The organism is Amycolatopsis sp. NBC_01286, from assembly GCF_035982555.1.
Classification (GTDB): Bacteria; Actinomycetota; Actinomycetes; order Mycobacteriales; family Pseudonocardiaceae; genus Amycolatopsis.
This window is the reverse complement of record NZ_CP108428.1, coordinates 4,821,812-4,835,938: the sequence shown is the minus strand read 5'-3', so window position 1 is coordinate 4,835,938 and position 14,127 is coordinate 4,821,812. Positions and strand designations below refer to the sequence as shown.

The window sequence follows — 14,127 nt, the reverse complement described above, 5'->3', positions numbered from 1 at the left end:
TTCACGCGACCCGGCCGTCCACGTCGTGGTAGCCGCCGCTGTAGAAGATGAGGGCGTCCTCGCCGGCCCCCCGGCCGGTGGCGACCACCCGGCCGAGGAAGACCGAATGGTCACCGCCCTCGATGACCTGCGCCAGCTCGCACTCCAGCCAGGCCAGGGCACCCGTGAACAGCGGTGCCCCGGTCTTGCCGCCCGGCGTCCAGCTGACCGCGTCGAACTGGGCCAGCCCGTCGGGCCGCTTCCAGTCGGCGAAGTACTTCGACACGGCCTGCTGGTCCGAGGCCAGGATGTTCACCGCGAACGAGCCCGCGGCGACGATCGAGCTGTGCATCCGGGCCGCCTTGGCGACGCAGCACAGCACGAGCGGCGGATCCAGCGACACCGACGAGAAAGCGTTCGCGGTCATCCCGTGCGGGTCCGCGCCGCCGGCCGTGAGCACCGTGACGCCCGTCGCGAACTGCGCCATCACCTGGCGCAGTGCCGGTTGCGGGCTGAGCCCGCGGCGCGCCGCCGACGTCGGCACCCGCTGCAGCGGTGTCCGCTCGGCGGGGCCTGCTCCTGGGTGGCCCATTTAGACTCCCTTGCCGTTGCGCGCCGTAGCCGTCGTGTAGGGCGCCAACGCCTCCAGCAGCGCCTCGGGCACCCGGACCGGCACGGTCGCCGAGTTCGGTCCCCGCATGCAGGCGATCCGCTGACGTCCGCGCGCCACCAACCGCTCGCCGTCCGGGTGCAGGTGGACGTAGTCGAAGGTGAACTGCAGCTGCGTCTGGGTCAGCTCCTCGAGGCGCATCCGGATGGACAGCTCGTCGAAGCCGGTGATCTCCGCGAAGAACTCGCACTCCACCTTGAGGGTGTAGAGCTTCAGGTCGCCGCGGATGTCCGCCAGTACCGCCGGAGCCCGCTCGACGAGGAACATCTCGCGGCACCGGCCCTGCCACCGGACGTAGTTGACGTAGTAGACGTTGCCCACCATGTTGGTCTCTTCGAAGCCGACCGTGTGGCGGAGCTCGTAGTAGCCGGTCATTCTCGGTTCCCCTCTGCGTGGAGGACGGCGAAGACCACGGGGGCCGGCCGGTCGTCGACCGTGGTCGACCAGGTCGCGATCAGGGCGTCGCCGCAGGCGAGCAGCGCCCACCCGTCGGCCTCGACCCGGCGGACCGTGAGGGCCTGGGTCATCCCGCCGGTCTTGCGCACGCACTCCAGCGCGCTCCAGACCCGGGTGTTGGCCACCGCGACCGGTTCGCCGGTGTCCGCGGCCAGCAGCCGGCCGACGGCGACGAGCTCTTCGCCCAGCAGTCCGGTCCAGTCCTCGTCGGTCCGCTCGATCGCACTCTCGATGTCACACGTGAGCTGCCCGGAGCCGGTGACCGCCAGCGTCAGCTGCGCGGTGTGCGACGCGGTCACCTCGGCCCCGTCGATCTCCGGCTTGCCGTCGGGTCGGTAGCGCACCTCGACCGGCCGGTCGAGGCTGCGGCTCGCCGCCAGCGCCGTCTGGACGCGCCGCTCCGCGATGCCTTCGCACACGCGGTCCGCCGGGTCCGGCTCCAGCACCACCGATCGCCGGCCGCCGAGCAGCCGCTCGCACGCACGCTCGAGGTAGGCCCCGAGCATCGACGGCACCCACGGCCCCGCCCCGTCGCGCTTGCGCACCGCGCGGAGCATCAGCCCTTCCCAGCGTTCGACGAGCGTGCCGTCCGGGTTGCGGACGTCCAGGTCGTAGACGTAGCTGTCGCCGTCCTGGGACCGTTCGCGCGCGTCGAGCAGGACGTACTCGTCGTGCTGCTCGCCCGGCGCGGCCAGGTAGAGCTTCTCGATGCTCTGCGGCAGCAACGTCGCGTCCGGGATGCAGCACTGGATCGCGTGCATCATCGCGTCCCGGGTGCCCGGGTCGGCCAGCAGCTTGTCCTGCGGCAGGAACGGCGCGAACCACGCCACGTTCGCCGACGTCGAGATCTCGGCGACCGCGTGCCGCGCGCTGGCCCGCCGGTACCCGAGCACGCGCTGGAAGCGCTTGCCCTGGAACAGGACCGAGCCGTACAGCTCGCGGATCGGGTCGACCGGGACCGACGGCAGCGCGACGTCCCGCAGGGTGGTCTCGCCGAGCGACTCCGGCCGGGCGAAGTTGAGCCGGGCCCGGAAGTGATCGGCGCTGAAGCCCGTCTCGTCGCTGCGGATCACGACGTCCACGGTGTCGGCGTCCCGGGCGAGCGCGGCCAGCCGGATGGTGGTCGACTTACCCGGCGAGACGATGATCGGGCGCAGGAACTCGACGCCCTCCAGCACCGGGGTGCCGCCGCGACCGACGGTGGCCGACGCGACCTGGGTCATCGCCTCCATGCCGAGCACGGCCGGGAAGAGCAGCTGACCGTCGAGCAGGTGGTCGGTCAGGTACGGGTCGCTGCCCGCGGACAGCTCGGCCTCGGTGATCAGCTCGACCCCGGGGTAGTGCACGACCGTCCGGTCGATGAACCGGGTCAGCGGCAGCTCGCGCCGCTGGATCGGCAGGGTCGGCAGCCCGTTCATGCGGCCGCAGATGACGAGCACCGGCGGCGTGGCCGGGTCCGAAAGCAGCTGGCGCAGGATGGTGATGCCCTCGTCGAGCGGGATCGGCGTGATGCCGTCGCGCATCAGGGCGCTGACCACGCCGAGCTTCTCGCCCATGCCGGTGCCGGACCAGACCGACCACTCCAGCGCGATCGCCCGCGCCCGGGGGTGTTCCCGGCCGAAGCGCAGGGTCGCCTCGGTCATCCAGTCGTTGGCCGTGGAGTAGTGCGCCTCACCGCGGAGGCCGGCGCGGCCGATGATGCTGCCGAAGGTCACCAGCAGCTTGATGCGGTCCTGGTCGACCGCGTCGAGCACGGCGTTGAGACCGTCGATCTTCGGCGCGATGGTCTTGCGGAAGGCGTCCTCGGTCAGGCTGAACAACGCGGCCGGCTCGTTGCGGCCCGCGCCGTGCATGACCGCGGTGACCGGGCCCAGCTCGGCCTCCACGCGGGCGACCACGCCGGCGATCTGCGCGGCGTCGGTGACGTCGGCCCGCTCGTAGACGTAGCGGATGCCCGCCGCCTCCATGCGGTCGAGGTTCTCCAGCAGCTCGGGGTCCGTTTCCGGGTCACTGCGCCCGAGGAGCGCGAGCTTCGCGCCGGAGTCCTTCGCCAGTGCCAGCGCGCTCTCCGCCGTGATGCCCTTGCCGCCGCCGGTGACCAGCATGACGTCGGTGCTGTCGAGGGTCTCCGGGATGGGACCGGAGGCCGCCGCCGGCAAGCCGACCAGCCGCGGGACCGTGCGGCCGCCGTCGGAGCCGTAGCGGGCTTCGACGAAGTCCGTCGTCGCCGCGACTTCGGCGACCACCGTCGTCACCGCGCGGTCGATCGCCGCCGGCTCCGCCGGGGTCGGGTCGGCCAGGTCGACGATCGTGGTCTTCGCCGACGGGTCCTCCAGGCGCAGCGTCTTCGCCAGGCCGGAGGCGCCGTAGCCGTGGTGCACCACGACGAACCGCGTGCCGTTGGGCGCGGCCATCAGGGCCCGGCCGGCTTCGAGGAACAGCCCGACGTGCCCGGCGTCGCAGTCGGTGGGCAGGCAGAGCAGCACGCCCTCACCCGCACCGCTGCGGGCGAGTGCCGTCCGCAGCGGCTCGGCGAGCGGGTTGCCCGGGGTGGCGAAGACCTGCCACTGCGCGGACACGGTGCCCGAGGGCAGGTCCGCGGCCGGGAGGGCCGCGGGCAGGTACTCGACCGCGAACGGCCGGACCCACGGCCCGATGCCCGGTGCTTCGCCCTTGCCCGCCGCGTCCGCCGGCTTCGCCGTCTGCGCCAGCTCGTCGATCATCTCGGCGAGATCGCCGAGACAGACGGTGGCGAAGTTCGGCATGCCCTCGAGCGCGGGCCGGCCGAGGGCCCGGGTGACGTCGTTGACCAGCTGGCCCACGGTGATCGACGAAAGGTGCAGGTCGTCGAGCGGGTGGGTGTCGGCCGTGACCGTCTCCAGCGGCAGCTCGACGCGCTCGGCGGCGAGCCTGCGCAGCAGGTCGAGCGTGGTGCTCTCGGTGTCGGCGGCTTCCGCCTCGGCGGGCCGGGCACCGGCGGCAGCCTGCTCCGCGGCGAGCTCGGCGTCGATCGCCGGAGCCGCCTCGCAGGGGCTGGCCAGGAACCGGTAGACCCCGTCGGCGGGCAGTTCCCGGACCACGCGGCCGGCGAACAGCCGCTCCGGGGTGACCGGAGCGCCCAGCGCGAACGCCGCGCCCAGCACCCGCAGGACGGCGCCGAGAGAGGTGCTGTCGGTGTCGAACGCCAAAACCGGCGTCCGCGGTGCGATGTCCTCGAAGAGCCCGGTGAGCACCCGGCCGGGACCGACCTCGATCACCAGGTCGCTGCGTTCGGCGACCTTCGCGGCGGCCTCCCGGAACCGGACCGGCTGCACGATCTGCTCGCACAGCAGCTCCGGCAGGTTCTCGGCGGCGTGCAGGACGTCGCCGGTCACCGTGGAGATCACCGGCCGCTGGAGCCGCTCGAAGCTGAACTCGCCGAGCCGCTCGATCATCGCGGTCGCGGCGGGTTCGACGGCCGGGGAGTGGAACGCGTGCGACACCTTGATCCGGGTCGCGCCGACGCCCTGGGCCTTGGCCAGTGCGACCACCCGGTCGACGGCCGCGATCGGTCCCGAGATCACCGTCTGCTGCGGCGCGTTGTAGCCCGCGATGACGACGTCGGTGCCGAGCCCGAGCTCCTCGGTCCGGGACGGCGACGCCGCGATACCGGCCATCGCCCCCGTGCCGGGGCCGACCTCGGTCGCCATCACCCGGCCGCGGATCCTGGCCAGCTCGGCCACCTCGCGCTCGCCGACCGCGCCGGCCCAGTGCAGGGCGGTCAGTTCGCCGAGGCTGTGCCCGGTCGCGGAGCTCGCTTCGACGCCGAAGGCGCGAAGCACCCGCAGCCCGGCGAGGGAGCCGGTGACGATCCGCGGCTGGGCCACCTCGGTGGAGGCCTGGTCGCCGTCGGTCGGCAACGCGGCCGCGTCGTAGAGCTCGCGGGCGACGTCGAACCGGCGGCGGACCGCGCTGTCCCCGCCGCGGCCGGAACCCTGGCCGGGGAAGAGGAACCCGATCCGCGGCGCGGTGGGCCGCGAGCTCGCGAAGATGCCGTCGGTGCTCTCGAACACCGAGTCGCCCTCTTCGAGCAGTTCGAGCAGCCGGGTGAGCTTGCGCTCGGCCTGCTCGGGGTTCGCGGCGACGACCGCGGCCCGGACCGGCTTGCCCGACAGCTCGGCGGCGAGGCTGCCGGCGAGGTCGGTCAGCTCGGCGAACGACAGCTTCGGCACCGATTCGAGGAGCGCCGCGAGGCGTCCGCGCAGGGTGGCGACGTCGTCGGCGTCGAGCAGCAGCAGCTCGGCGTCCTGCCGGCCGGCGACCAGGGCGCGGGAGCGCTCGTCGAGCTCGTCGCGGCGGGGCGCGTGCGGCCCCTCGGCGACGGTGACGTGCGAGTTGATCCCACCGAAGCCCATCGCGGACACGCCGGCGCGCACCGGGTGCTCCGCGGGCCACAGCTCGGCCTCGCTCGGCACGTACATCCGGGCCGCGTCGCCGGTCAGCGACTCGTGCGGGTCGAAGTGCCCGGTGCCGGGCGGGATGACCTGGTGGTAGACGGCCAGGGTGGCCTTGATCAGCCCGGCCACACCGGCCGCGGCCTTGGTGTGCCCGATGTTGCCCTTGATCGTGGACAGCGCCGCCGGCTTGGCCAGCGGGTCGGCGTCCCGGCGGGCGGTCGACAACGCCTCGATCTCGGTGGCGTCGCCGAGCGCGGTGCCGGTGCCGTGACCTTCGAAGTAGGACACGGTTTCGACGCCGTAGCCGGCGCGGGTGTACGCGCGCTTCAGCGCCAGCCGGTGCCCGGCGGCCTCGGGCCGCGTGATGCCGCCCTTGCCGTCGGAGGACACGCCCCAGCCGGTGACCGAGGCGTAGATCCGCTTGCCCTGCTCGATCGCGTCGCTTTCACGCATCAGCACGAGCATGCCCGAGCCCTCGCCGGGCCAGAAGCCGTTGGAGTCGGCGTCGTAGACCTTCATGTCGCGCTTGGCCAGCGCGCCGGTCTTCGCGAACCCGATCACCTCGAACGGGTCGATGGACAGGTCGACACCGCCGGCGACGGCGACGTCCAGGTCGCCCTGCGTCAGGGCGTTGGCCGCGCTCACCACCGAAAGCAGCGAAGAGGAACAGGCGCCGTCGACGGTGTACCCGCCGCCGCCGAAGTCGAAGTGGTTGCAGACCCGCCCGGCGATGGTGTTCGCCAGGCCGCCGGCCAGGGTGTCCTCGTTGATCTCCGGGAACGGCGCCTTGTACTGGATTTCCAGCTCGCGCAGGAAGTCGCCGGTCTCGTCGTCGCCCCAGCCGCGCCCGGCCAGCGCCGCGGCGACGGTGCGCCGGACGTAGGGCCAGCGCAGGCGCATCACGTTGGCGCGGGAGAACTCACCCGTGAGGCTGTTGCCGATGACCACGCCGGTGGCGGGCTTCGACGTGCCTTCGCCTTCGGGGAACCCGGCGTCGGCCAGCGCTTGCGCGGCGACGTCGAGGGCGAGCCAGTGGGTCGTGTCGGTGGCCCGGAACGTGCTCCCGGCGACCTTGTGGGCGACCCGGTCGAACTCGTAGTCCCGCAGCACCGCGGCCTTCTGTGCGTAAAACCGGTCCGGTGCCTTGGGGTCTGGCGAATAGTAGTCTGCCCGATTCATCCGTTCGTCGGGCAGCCTGCGGAACGCCCGGCGACCGGCCAGTACGTTCTCCCAGAGCTCCTCCGGTGAACCCGCGTCCGGGTACCGGAGACCGATACCCACGATCGAAATCCGCTCACCGCTCATGCCACCGCACTCCCACTGGCTACTCGTGCCCCGATTACCGGCCCCGGTTCAGCATGACCCGGTGTTCCGGTCGTGTCTTCTTTCTGCATGCCCGCGGTCACCGGGACAGCACCCGGCGACACGCATCCTCGAATTCGCCTGATCCGGTACCGCTCAGCGGCCGAACTGGCCTGGCGTCCGGCCTTCGCCGGCCGGCCCGCGGTACGCCTGCGCGATGTCGAGCCAGCCGTCGGCCAGCGCTCCCTCGGCGCGCACGTCGAGGTCGTCGCGGTGCCGCCGGCGGGTGACCAGCAGGCAGAAGTCCTCGGCCGAGCCGGTGATCCGCTCCGGCGAGTCCGCCGGCCCGAACGTCCACAGCGCGCCCGAGGGCCCGGTGATCTCGAACCGGAACTCGGTCTCCGGCGGTGTCAGGTTCCGGGCCTGGTAACCGAAGTCCCAGACGCGGACGGCGAACCCGACCAGGTGCCGCAGCCGGTCGGTGCGCACCGGCGTCACGCCGAGCGCGTCGGCGATGTCCTGCCCGTGCCCGAACAGCTCCATCATCCCGGCGCACGCGAGGACGTACGGCGGCAGCGGGTTCACCAGCCACGGCACGAGCTGGTCGCCCGGCACCGCGGCGAGCGCCTTGATCGCGGTGTCCCGCTCGCCGCGCCACTTGGCCAGCAGCACTTCGCCCGGGTCGGTTTCGAACTCCTTCAGCGCGGCCTCGACCGCCGCGTCGAGGCCGCCGGTGAGCGACTTCGTCATCGCGACGAACGCTTCCGGCTGCGCCGAGGCGAAGCCGGCGATGCGCAGGATGAAGGTGAGGTGGGCGATCTGCTCCCGGACCCGCCAGCCCGGCGCGGGCGAGGGAGTCTCCCACCCGGACTCGGTGAGGCCGGCCACGAGCGCGTCGACCTCGGCGGCCTCGGCGGTCAGGTCGGCGAGCACAGCCGTCGTGTCAGTCACGTTGTTCCGTCCTCTCGTTCGGGGTTCAGCTGCCGGCCACGAGGTCCAGTTTGGACACCGCGCGCCGGCCGGTGATGGAGCCGTCGGGAGCGGGCGCGCCGTACTTGACGTCGACACCGCGCTCGTTCAGGGCGCGGACGATGCCGGGCACGGACCGCTCGGCGAGCGCGGCGATCGTCATGGCGGGGTTCACCGTCAGCGCGCCGGGAACCGAAGCGCTGTCGGTGACGAAGATGCCCGCGTGATCGCGCAGCTCGTGGTTCGGGTGCAGCGCGGACGTCGCCGCGTCGTCACCGATGCGGCACGACGACAGCGGGTGCACGGTGTAGGCGCCCACGACGTCGTTGGTCCACGGTGCGACCTTCGCCAGGCCGTCCTTCTCGATGATGGCCTTGCAGTCGGCGTCGGCCAGGGCCCAGCCGCGCAGGGTGTTCGGCGTCGGGTCGTAGCGCAACGGCCCGCGGCCGAGCATCTGCTGCGAGATCCGGTACGCGTTCCCGGTCGGCGGCGGGGTGCCGAAGACGCCTTCGTTGTCGTCCTCGGTCATCAGGAAGATGGTCAGCCAGCTCGACCACTGCTTGAGGATTTCCTTCTTCTCCGCGCCGAACCAGCGCGGCTCCTCACCGCCGGGCGCCTGCGCGAGGATCGTGCCGAGCCCGGGCGGGAAGTACAGCTGCTCCAGCGAGTACCGCTCGTACTCGGGCAGCGAGCCGTCGAGCTTGTCCCAGTTCGCCACGGTCGGGCCCTTGCCGATGTGGTTCGCGGCGTAGGCGGCACCGTCCTCACGGGACAGTCCGAGCACCTCGCGCACGCGGTCCTCGTTGATGATGGCCGTGTTGAGCCGTTCCCCGTTGCCGGAGAAGTACCGGCCGACCCCGTGCGGCATCCGGCCGAGCGAGGCCTCGGACCGCTGCAGGATCACCGGCGTCGCCCCGGCGCCGGCGGCGATGATGACGACCTTCGCCTCGATCACGCCGGATCCGTTGTGGATGCGGTAGTCCTCTTCGTCGATCAGGTCGTAGTGGACGCGGTAGCCGCCGTCTTCGGTCCGCTCCAGCCGCTCCACCTCGTGCAGCGGCCGGATCTGCGCACCGTGCGCCAGCGCGGCGGGCAGGTAGTTCGTCAGCATCGAGCGCTTCGCGTCGAACCGGCAGCCCGCCATCTGGAAGTTGCAGTTGGTGCAGCGGGCGTTGTCCACCGCCACCGGGGCCGGGTTCGCCGTGCGGCCCGAGTGGTTGCAGGCCGCGGCCCACAGCCCACCCGCGTAGCTGACGTCGTTCCAGTCCTGGCGCGACACCGGGATCGACTCGTCGACCCGGTCGTACCACGGCTCGAGCGAGTCGCGGCTGATCTCCGCCGGCCACATGCGGCGGCCGATGCTGCCCTGGCGGTCGAAGACGAACTTCGGCGCCCGCGGCATCGCGGCGAAGTACACCACGCTGCCGCCGCCGACGCAGTTGCCGCCGAGCACGCTCATCCCGTCGCCGGCGACGAAGTCGAACACCCGGGTGTAGCTCGAGCCGAGCATGTAGTCGTGCTCGAAGTCGTCCGCGGCCAGCCACGGCCCGCGCTCGAGCACCACGACCTTGGCTCCGCCCGCGGCGAGGTGGTAGGCCGGGATCGAACCCCCGAAGCCGCTGCCGACGATGACGACGTCGGTCTTCTCGATCGCGCTCATGCGGGACTCCCCGAAGGTGTGGTGTCGGGATGCGGCTCGGCCAGCTTGCGGCCGTAGGAGAACTTCGGGAACCGCCACAGGCCGTCGGCGTCCGGCAGCCGGTAGCCCAGCGCGAGCAGGCCGGGGTGCCCGGCCGCCAGCGCTTCGGCGGTGTGCCGGTGCGGGGCGGTGTCGTAGGCCATGTTGCAGAACAGGGCCAGGCTGACCCAGCCCTCCTTCTCCGGGTGACCCGGCTTCGTCAGCCGGGTCACCAGGGCGCGCCGGTGCTCGTACGGCAGCGCTACGAACGGCGGCAGGTCGGAGTCGAGCTCCAGCTCGACCTCACCCGCGTAGGTCTTCGCGTGGTCGTTGAGCGACTGCGCGAGGTACGGCAGGCCGGCGGTGATGCCGGTGGCGTCGTAGTTCAGCAGCTCCAGCGCGCCCGCCTCGACCGCGCCGGCCCCCGGGGAAACCCCGGCCACCGCGTGGTCGTCCGGGGAGCGTTTCTCCCCCGGCACGATCGTGTCGGCGTACGCTTCCAGGGTCAGCACCTGGACTTCTTCTTCGCTGGCCACCGGCCTGCCTCCTCACTGTCCGAAGCGGAGTGTTGCGTTCCGCGTTTCCGGGATCACGCCGCGAGCGGCTTCTCGTCACCGGCCGGGACGGGCGGTGCCGCGGTGAGCTTCGCCTTCTGCGCGGCCTGCTCGGCCTCGAACTTGATCCGCGACTTGTTCGAGAAGTGCAGGCCCCACAGGAAGAGCCCGCGGATCAAGCACACCGACGCGGTGGCGAAGAACAACCCGTAGGCGATGTGCGCGGCGGTGAAGAAGCCGTACATCATCGCGACACCGGCGCCGAAGGCGAACTGCGAAGCCGGCTTCGACGGCGTGGTGCCCGGGTCGGTCACCATGTAGTTCGTGTAGAGCACGAACGCGATCCCGGTGCCCATCGCCAGCGCACCCGGGATGGCCGTGCCGAAGAGCACCCCGCGCAGGACGGCCTGGATGACGAAGAACGACAGCCAGCCCCCGATCAGCCACATCCGGCCGGTCAGCAGCGAGTTGAGCACCGTGCCCGAGATCAGGATGACGGCCACGATCAGCCAGCCGATCCAGGTGTCGACCTTCTCCGAGAAGTGGTACGGCGGCGTCATGTTGACCCACGGGAACACCAGCAGCATCACGGTGATGCCGAAGTTCGACGGGTTCATGTAGTGCCGCATCCGGCCGAACACCGGCGCCTGCAGCACCCACTTGGTGCCGACCGCGACGATGACACCGAAGATCATCGCCCAGATGTGGTCGTTGACGTAGGTCAGCATGTTCAGGGCCAGCGCGGTGATGTGCGCCGGGAACAGGAACTCCACCAGGCCCTTGAACCCGCCGCCGCGGTAGCGGACGGGCCGGTTCGTCACGCGGGCGTTGATGGTCTCCAGCACGATTTCCGTGGTGTAGGAGACCGCCAGCGCGACGAACGGGAAGATCCACGGCTGCTCGAACCCGAGCACGGTGTAACCGAGGATGTTGAAGATCGTGATCGAGATGGCGAAGCGGCGCAGGGCCGTGATGACCTTGTTGGTCCGCTTCGGCGGTGCAGTATCCACTTTGGTCGTTATGGGCGTCACCATGACGTCACTTCTCTTCCTTCGCCTGGGTGCCGAGCTGGAACGAGTGGCAGCCCGGTGCGAGCTTCAGGTCCTGCGTGTGCGGCTTCCCGGTGCGGTCCCGCCAGAGCAGGTGCACCGCCAGCGGACCGGTGACATCGGCACCCAGTCCGATCTGGACGTCGAAGCTGCGGCGGCCGGAGTGCCCGCTGCTGCCGTCGACGCGGCCCACGTACTTCTTGCCGTCCGCCGTGGTCACGGTGGCCTCGGCGCCGATCGCCGGCGAACCGGCCGACGGCAGGGGCCCCGGCGCCACGGGGGCATCGGTGGTCAGCTTCAGCTGCAGGAACTTGCCGGTCTTCGGGCTGTCGTTGTGGTAGTAGATCGGCTGCTCCCACTGCCGTGCGACGGCGAAGTCGGGCAGGCCGTCGCCGTCCGCGTCGCCGACGCCGATGCCGCGGGTGGGCACCGGGACGGCCAGGCCCAGCTTCGGCGCGAGGTCGACGTAGGTGCCGTCCGTGCGCTTCACGAAGAAGTGCAGCGTCTGGTCGCCGGCGAGGTCGTCACCGGGACGGGCGTTCGGCCACCAGAACGGGTTCGACGTCATGCCGTCGTTGGCCACGGCCAGCTCCTGCAGCTGCGGCCAGCGGTTGACCTGCCCCTTGATGAAGCCGGTGGCCTGCGCGATCTGGACGTCACCGCTGTTGTTGAAGTCCTCGATCTTCGGGTCCCAGCCCCAGCCGGACCACGCCGTGCGCGTCTCGCCGCTCTCGTCGTGGAACGGTGCCACGCCCTTCTGCAGCTGACCGCGCAGGTCCGTGAGGTCCTTGGCGGTGTTCACGAACTGGTAGTTCGACTCCTCGACACCCCACGAGGTCGTGATGTTGCTGACGAAGATGTCGTACAGCCCGTCGTGGTTGAAGTCGCCGAAGTCGACGCCCATGCCCTTGAACGAGTCGTTCCCGAGCACCTTCGACTTCGGGTCGGCGATCCCGCGGACCCCGGTGACCTCGCCGAACTCGATGGCGCCCGGCTTGGACTTGTTGTAGAGCAGGTGGTCGTGCCCGAAGTCGTTGGCGATGTAGAGCTCCGGCAGGCCGTCGGCGTCGATGTCGGTGGCGCTGGCGCCCAGCGACCAGCCGGTGCGGGCGTTGGCCGGGATGCTCGTCGACGCGTCCACGAAGGACACCGACGGGTTCGTCCCCGCGGTGGCCCCGGTCCAGCGGTAGATGAACTTGCCGCCGCCGTTGGTCGCGTGCGACATCGACTGGTTCATCGTGATGCCGCCGTCGGCGTTCGGGTCCAGGACCTTGCTGTCCGGGAAGTAGTTGCCGATGAAGACGTCCACGTGGCCGTCGCCGTCGAAGTCGCCGATGGTGGCCGCGTTGGTGTTCCACAGCGGGCCGTTGTACTTGCCGTCGGCGCCGCGCAGGTTGCCCGGCACGAGCTCGGTCGGCTGGAACGCCGCGGGAGCCAGCTTGGTGGCGCCGGCCTTCTGCAGGAACACGACCGGCGTGCGCCCCCAGTAGTAGACCATGACGTCCATCCGGCCGTCTTCGTTGAAGTCGCCGGGGACGCAGCCCATCGGGGCCATGTAGTCCCACGTCGGCAGCGGCGCCGGGTCGAGCGCGAACGGCGCGTAGCGGTCCTGGCCCTGGCCCGGCACCGGCGTGACGACGACCTGGTCGCTGCGCGGGTCGACCAGGCAGATGTCGTTGGCCAGGCCGTCACCGTCGAGGTCGTTCATCGCGATGCCGGCGCCGGTCGAGGACATCCAGGCCGAGATGGCCTCGTACTGCTTGTTCAGCGTCCGGACGTTCTGCGACTTCGCCGCGGCGGGCAGCGCGATCGTCATCGGTGTGAAGTGGAAGTTGGCTGCCAGCTGGTCCTGCTCGGCGGCCGAGACGGTCGGCAGGCGCGCGACGAAGAACATCGTCAGCACCAGCGCGATCGCCACGATGCCCGCCAGCTGCCGGCGCAGCCAGCGCGAGGTCGCGGTCATTTGTTCACTCCTCCGTGAGTCAGCACTTCATCGGCGATCCGCTGCCGCCAGGTCTCGAACGCCGGGAGCTCGCCGTCGACGACAGCCGCCGGCCACACCTCCCGGGTGATCGCCGCGGCGCGCTCGGCGGGCAGGCCGCAGATCGCCCGGGTGGCGACCTCGGTCTCCGGGAGCAGCAGGCCCGCGGTCACCCGCGCGTCGGCCGCGAACGCACTCCCCTGGGCGAGCTGCCCGCGGTGCTCGCCCGCGCGGCGGGCCAGCTCGGTCAGCTCGTCTTCCTTGACGCCGCAGGCGTAGGTCGAGGCGAGGCCGACCCCGGCGTAGAGGTCACCGTGGCGAGCCGGGTCGAACCCGGCGATGGTCTTCGTCACCAGGTCGACGTCCGTGCCGCAGATGAACCACAGCGCCCGGCCGATGCCCTGGTCGATGGCCCGCAGCGCGTAACCGCTGTATTCCTTGGCCGGCCAGGGAAAGCCCGGCTCCTGGTACTGCTGCCGGACGTACTTCTCGGTCTTGAAGTACGCCTGGTGGAAGCCGTAGCCGTCGAGCACCAGCCACCGCAGCAGCGGGTCGAACCGGTCGGCCTTCGGCCAGGCGAAGCGCGGCAGCCGCGCCATCGCCCAGCCGGCGCCGACCAGGATGATGTAGTGCTGCCGCGCTCCGCCCGGACCGGCGATGAAGTCGTCGACGTGCCGCCGGCCGCCGAAAGGCAGCCCGTCGAGCATCGCGTAGCCCATTCCCGCGCCCTCGTAGGCGAATCCGCGGAACTGCACCGGAATGCGTTCCAGCCATTCCTCGCACTGCGCGGGGTTGCGGGACTCGACGGCGTGCGCGTAGCCGAGCAGGAATTTCTTCCCCACCGTTTCCAGCAGTTCCTGAGCCTGCGGGCTCTTCTTGTGGAAACCACGCTTGTCCAGCGACGTCTCCGAGTCGTCCGGTGTCAGGATCCGGCGCCTCAATGCGCGCCAACCGTCGCCCACCGCATTCCCCTTTCGGGCTACGAACATCTTCCGATACTCGAATCAACTGTCACAGATTCCACTCCGGACGGTCTACTCCACCGTTGCCGCC

Annotated in this window: 9 protein-coding genes; all 9 read right to left on the bottom strand. The window is 71.1% G+C overall.

The features are described from left to right. Position 1: 1 nt before the first annotated feature. On the bottom strand, positions 2 to 571 hold the full coding sequence (locus OG570_RS23155) for a flavin reductase family protein (protein ID WP_247055503.1): 570 nt from the start codon (positions 569 to 571) through the stop codon (positions 2 to 4). After that, entirely contained in the window at positions 572 to 1,024 is a 453-nt protein-coding gene (locus tag OG570_RS23150) for an acyl-CoA thioesterase (RefSeq protein ID WP_247055506.1), read from the bottom strand. Continuing rightward, positions 1,021 to 6,846, bottom strand: coding sequence for a type I polyketide synthase (locus tag OG570_RS23145; RefSeq protein ID WP_326943467.1), 5,826 nt, complete (start codon positions 6,844 to 6,846; stop codon positions 1,021 to 1,023). Before OG570_RS23145 ends, OG570_RS23150 begins: the two co-directional genes overlap by 4 nt. A gap of 153 nt (positions 6,847 to 6,999) precedes the next feature. Next, the gene (locus tag OG570_RS23140) at positions 7,000 to 7,794 is read right to left on the bottom strand and encodes a TIGR03084 family metal-binding protein (RefSeq protein WP_326943468.1); all 795 of its coding nucleotides are present in this window, start codon (positions 7,792 to 7,794) and stop codon (positions 7,000 to 7,002) included. Positions 7,795 to 7,819: 25 nt separating this feature from the next. Beyond that, positions 7,820 to 9,472, bottom strand: coding sequence for a GMC family oxidoreductase (locus OG570_RS23135; protein WP_326959214.1), 1,653 nt, complete (start codon positions 9,470 to 9,472; stop codon positions 7,820 to 7,822). Next, a complete protein-coding gene (locus OG570_RS23130) occupies positions 9,469 to 10,026 on the bottom strand; it encodes a DUF5987 family protein (RefSeq protein ID WP_247055514.1) in 558 nt (185 codons plus the stop codon). Before OG570_RS23130 ends, OG570_RS23135 begins: the two co-directional genes overlap by 4 nt. A gap of 53 nt (positions 10,027 to 10,079) precedes the next feature. Beyond that, the gene (locus OG570_RS23125) at positions 10,080 to 11,078 is read right to left on the bottom strand and encodes an enediyne biosynthesis protein (RefSeq protein ID WP_326943470.1); all 999 of its coding nucleotides are present in this window, start codon (positions 11,076 to 11,078) and stop codon (positions 10,080 to 10,082) included. A 4-nt stretch (positions 11,079 to 11,082) separates the two neighbouring features. Next, entirely contained in the window at positions 11,083 to 13,056 is a 1,974-nt protein-coding gene (locus OG570_RS23120) for a CRTAC1 family protein (RefSeq protein ID WP_326959212.1), read from the bottom strand. After that, entirely contained in the window at positions 13,053 to 14,063 is a 1,011-nt protein-coding gene (locus OG570_RS23115; protein ID WP_326959210.1) for a DUF1702 family protein, read from the bottom strand. Before OG570_RS23115 ends, OG570_RS23120 begins: the two co-directional genes overlap by 4 nt. Positions 14,064 to 14,127: the final 64 nt, after the last annotated feature.